General features: G+C 47.9%; 6 protein-coding genes. 5 read left to right on the top strand and 1 reads right to left on the bottom strand.

Annotated elements, in window-relative coordinates; all coding sequences use genetic code 11:
- Nucleotides 1–212: 212 nt before the first annotated feature.
- Nucleotides 213–611, bottom strand: a complete 399-nt coding sequence (locus tag JKY90_01520; GenBank protein ID MBL4850948.1) for a response regulator — start codon at nucleotides 609–611, stop codon at nucleotides 213–215.
- A gap of 252 nt (nucleotides 612–863) precedes the next feature.
- Here JKY90_01520 and gshA point away from each other — a divergent pair, with 252 nt between their 5' ends.
- From gshA to JKY90_01495, 5 genes are all read left to right on the top strand, one after another.
- Nucleotides 864–2,150 carry a glutamate--cysteine ligase gene (gshA, locus tag JKY90_01515; protein ID MBL4850947.1) on the top strand — a complete coding sequence of 429 codons (1,287 nt, stop codon included), beginning with the start codon at nucleotides 864–866 and terminating at the stop codon, nucleotides 2,148–2,150.
- A 20-nt stretch (nucleotides 2,151–2,170) separates the two neighbouring features.
- A complete protein-coding gene (gene gshB, locus JKY90_01510) occupies nucleotides 2,171–3,118 on the top strand; it encodes a glutathione synthase (protein ID MBL4850946.1) in 948 nt (315 codons plus the stop codon).
- A 109-nt stretch (nucleotides 3,119–3,227) separates the two neighbouring features.
- A complete protein-coding gene (locus JKY90_01505; GenBank protein MBL4850945.1) occupies nucleotides 3,228–4,259 on the top strand; it encodes an FAD:protein FMN transferase in 1,032 nt (343 codons plus the stop codon).
- Nucleotides 4,256–4,618, top strand: a complete 363-nt coding sequence (locus tag JKY90_01500) for a NusG domain II-containing protein (GenBank protein MBL4850944.1) — start codon at nucleotides 4,256–4,258, stop codon at nucleotides 4,616–4,618. Before JKY90_01505 ends, JKY90_01500 begins: the two co-directional genes overlap by 4 nt.
- A 30-nt stretch (nucleotides 4,619–4,648) precedes the next feature.
- Nucleotides 4,649–4,776 (top strand): heptaprenyl diphosphate synthase (locus JKY90_01495; protein MBL4850943.1); only part of this gene is annotated, 128 nt, incomplete at its 3' end.

Here is a 4,776-nt window from a genome sequence, read left to right as displayed (position 1 = left end):
GCAAGGACTGCGCCCCGCAGGAAGTGCCCCCACGCCTTCGCGGGGGCAGGCTCTTGGGGTGCAACGCAGTAATCGCGTATTTAATGGCTTCCCTTCGGGCGAGACGAAAGCGGCCATCTGGGGTGTTGCTCCCTCTTGAGGTAGAATGGCTACCCCTGCGAGGGCGCGCCTACCATCTGACCGCTTTCGTCTCGTCTTAATAGGCATACTATTCAGGACACTGCACTAACATGACGTCGAACGATATCAAGTAACTCGTCACGACTAAATGGTTTAACTAAATAATCATCGGCTTTGACAACTCGGCTGCGCGCACGGTCAAACACACTATTTTTCGCTGACAATAACACTACAGAGGTCTCACAATAAGCATCATTTTGTTTGATCAACACGCAAGCCTGATAACCATCAAGCCGTGGCATATTAATATCGAGAAAGACCAAATCAGGTTTTTCATCAACTATCTTCGCCAAAACATCAAAACCATCTTCAGCAGTAACCACACGACAGCCAGCAGCACCTAACAAAGCCACCACAACATGCCTAATAGTTTGGCTATCATCGGCGATCACTATGGTAACTCCGTCGAACGGCCTTATTTCATCGGTCATCAAAACTGCGCCTAAATGCTATTTTATAGCGTTATCGTGGTACTAGTCACAACACATTTCATATGCCAGACAGTAAATTTCCAGTAAATTACAAGGCTTTTCATAGTGTTACGACCATTGCGATACGTACAAATCACCTGTGTCTTACGCTCCAGACAAGTGAGTACTAATACGGCATATCAGCTACACTATCGGCCAATCATCACTGGATCGTGAACAATGAGCATAAAAAACCTGCATGCGGTGCCCAATTTGACCCCCCATTTAACGACAGCGCTGACCGGCCCACTACACAAGATCGAACAACACTTGCTGGACCAGCAGCCATCTATAGAGACCTGGTTTCGCAATCAATGGCGTAAAACACCAGCGCCCTTTTATGCCTCGGTCGATCTGCGTAATGCAGGCTTTAAATTAGCCCCGGTTGACACCAATTTGTTTCCGGCAGGGTTCAATAACCTCAATCCAGCATTTATGCCCTTATGTATCCAGGCTGCTCAATCAGCGCTTGAAGGCATCTGCCCTGACGCCAACCAGGTGTTAATCATCCCTGAGAGTCACACGCGCAATAATACCTACTTTGAAAGTTTGTCCATGCTGCAAGAAATTCTAACCAAAGCTGGCTATTTAACCAAGATTGGCTCGCTGAACCCAGAAATAAAATCTGTGCAGACGCAGCAATTACCATCGGGCCAACAACTGACACTATATCCGCTGATCCGCAACGGCAATAGCATTGGTGTTAGCGGTTTCGACCCCTGTGTCGTGTTGCTCAATAACGATCTTTCTAACGGCACGCCAGAAATTCTCGACAATATTGAGCAAACCATTATTCCGCCTATGCGCTCAGGTTGGGCCCACCGGCTTAAATCGGGTCATTTTGGCCATTATCAGCAAGTCGCCGAGCAATTTGCCGAGCAAATCGACATCGACCCTTGGTTGATCAATCCGTTATTTACCACCTGTGGCGAAATTAATTTTATGAAACGCGAAGGCGAAGATTGTATCGCCCATAACGTTGGCAGTCTGCTTGCTGCTATTCAAGCCAAATACGATGAATATGGCATCAAAGAAGCCCCCTTCATCATCGTTAAGGCCGATGCCGGTACCTATGGCATGGGTATTATGACCATCCATTCGGTCGAACAAGCGCGCGAACTCAACCGTAAGCAACGCACGAAAATGTCAAAAACCAAGGGTGGGCAGTCTGTCTCAAAAGTAATATTGCAGGAAGGCGTCTACACCTTTGAAAGCTGGGGCGATGATCAAGCCGTCGCTGAGCCGGTAGTTTACATGCTCGATCATTTTGTCGTCGGGGGGTTTTATCGTGTTCATACGGAGCGTGGTCGCACCGAAAACCTTAATGCACCAGGCATGCATTTTGAACCGCTGGCTTTTGCCGAACCCTGCAATTCTCCTAACGCAAAAATGTCTCCTGATGCTTGCCCTAATCGATTCTACGCCTATGGTGTGATCGCTCGACTCGCCTTGCTTGCTGCAGCACGTGAGCTTGATGAATTAAAACGTGATGGCAGTTAAACCCTAAGGAATCCCTAATAATGCGCTATCGCCTTGGTGTCATCATGGATCCCATTGACTCAATCATCCCCGCCAAAGACAGTACGCTGGCCATGTTGCTTGAAGCGCAAGCGCGTGGCTATGAGCTGCATTATATGGAACAAAATGACATCTCGATACGTGACGGGATCAGCTATGGCAATAGTCGAACATTAGCTGTCACCGACGACGGTCAATCCTGGTTTCAACTTGGCGACACAAACAAGCAAGCTCTGCATAAGCTTGATGTCATTCTCATGCGCAAAGACCCACCCTTTGATATGGAATATGTCTATACCACTTATGCCCTGGATCTGGCCGAACAAAAAGGTTGCTTAATAATTAACAAACCGCAAAGCTTGCGTGATGTGAACGAGAAGCTTTTCATTTCGTGGTTTCCACAATGCTGCGCACCCACATTGATCTGCCGAAATCGCCAACAGCTACGCGATTTTATTGATGAGCAAAAAAATATTGTCGTCAAACCATTAGACGGTATGGGTGGAGAATCGGTATTTCGCACTGCGATTGATGACCCTAATAAATCCGTCATCATCGACACCATCACCCACAATGGCTCACGCAGCGTGATGGCGCAGCGTTTTATTGCTGAAATCAGCGCCGGTGACAAACGTATTCTTATGATTGATGGCGAGCCCATTGCTTATGCGCTGGCACGCATTCCAGCCAAAGGTGAAAGCCGTGGCAACCTGGCGGCAGGCGGCATAGGCAAAGGCGTTGAGCTCAGCGAACGTGATCGCTGGATCTGCCAACAAGTAGGCTCAGAATTACGCCAACGCGGCCTAGTCTTTGTTGGACTAGACGTCATTGGCGACTACCTAACTGAAATTAATGTCACTAGCCCAACCTGTATTCGTCAGCTTGATAAGCGCTACAATCTCAATATTAGCGCGACCTTATTTGATGCCATTGAACGTAAACTCAACTAAACGTTTTCGCCACGTATTCCCCCTCAAGGGGAGACAAAACCGAGCTTTGCCGTATTTCCTCGCGTTAATAGACAAAACACGCAGCACCAGTGTATTGCTGATATCACTTATGTTAGTTGTAATAACTGCCTGTAGCAATAAAGATGATATACCCATCTATCGCAATCAAATTCTCGCTTTTGGCACGATAGTCGAACTCACCTTATTTGATACCGATGAAATACAGGGTGAAAAGCTCAGCAGCGAGATTCGCTTGATGATGGAGGATTTTCATCAGCAATGGCATGCCTGGCAAGATGGCCCGCTGACCAAACTCAATCACGCACTCAGTCAAGCAGGGCAAGGCAGCCCAAGAGCAAGTATCGAACTCACCCCAGATGACGCAAAACTCATCGCACAATCCCTATCACTGGCAAAAATGAGTGAAGGCTTGTTTCACCCACTATTAGGTGACTTGATATCCATATGGGGCTTTCACAGCGACGAGCTACTGCAATCACCACCAAACGATCAAATCGTTGCCAATATTGTCAACACATTGCCAGCACTGAATCAGATTAATATCAATGAAAATATCCTCAGCAATAACAGTGGCCAAACCATACACTTTGATCTGGGTGGTTTTGCCAAAGGCGTCATTATTGATCGCAGTATCGAATATCTGCGTCAGCGCGGTGTCAATAACGCCATTATCAACGCTGGCGGTGACCTGCGCGCCATTGGCTCAGCTGGCGAACGTCCTTGGCGTATCGGCATACGTCATCCGCGTGACCTAGGCGTCTTTGCATCGATTACTATTCGACAAGACGAGTCGGTGTTTACCTCGGGCGACTATGAACGTTATTTTCAATACAAGGACAAACGTTATCACCACATCATTGACCCGCGCACTGGCTATCCTGCCGAGTCGATCGCCTCAGTCACGGTTGTGCACAATGATAGCGCCACAGCCGATGCCGCCGCAACTGCATTATTTATCGCCGGAAAACAGCATTGGCCGCGCATTGCTAAATCGATGGGAATAAAACATGTCATGATCATCGACCAAGACAACAAGGTTTATATAACACCTGAACTTGCGCAACGCATGAAGTATGAAGTGTCACCCGCGCCCACTGTAGAAATTCACACACTACCGTGACTCGCCTTGATCTACTTATTATAGTTATCACGCTGGCTGCGCTACCCTTGCTCTATTGGCAATTATGGGGGGCGAATTATCGCGGCACCGAAGTCAAAATATTCGTTGCCGACCAAACACCACGGCGCTTTTCCTTGCTGCGTGATCAAACACTCACCATCAACGGCAAACTTGGCGATAGCATTATTAGCATCAAGAATGGTAAAACCGCTTTTATCGAATCACCGTGCCCCAATAAACAATGCATTCACAGCGGCTGGCTACAGCGTAATGGCGATACCACAGCATGCCTGCCCAACCGCATTACTCTGAGCGTTATCGGCGAGGGTGTTGCGCGCTTTGACAGTATTAATTTTTAGCGACCACCAACCATTACATTGCCAACAGATGTGAACACAAGCCCTGTAAAAATAACTATCGGCAGCGAGCGCCAAGACCACATCATTGCCTGGTTTACCGCTTTGGCCATCGCTATTCACGTGTTAGAAAGTGCAATACCCAGCCCTATTCCGGGCGT

The organism is Gammaproteobacteria bacterium (assembly GCA_016765075.1).
GTDB lineage: Bacteria > Pseudomonadota > Gammaproteobacteria.
The sequence above is the reverse complement of the archived record's forward strand: the minus strand, read 5'-3'. Positions and strand labels throughout refer to the sequence as shown.

What these genes read in the sequence shown, in the direction of transcription:
- JKY90_01520 (MBL4850948.1), bottom strand. Translation starts at nt 611, where the DNA reads ATGACCGATGAAATAAGGCCGTTCGACGGAGTTACCATAGTGATCGCC.
- JKY90_01505 (MBL4850945.1), top strand. Translation starts at nt 3,228, where the DNA reads ATGTTAGTTGTAATAACTGCCTGTAGCAATAAAGATGATATACCCATC.
- gshB (MBL4850946.1), top strand. Translation starts at nt 2,171, where the DNA reads ATGCGCTATCGCCTTGGTGTCATCATGGATCCCATTGACTCAATCATC.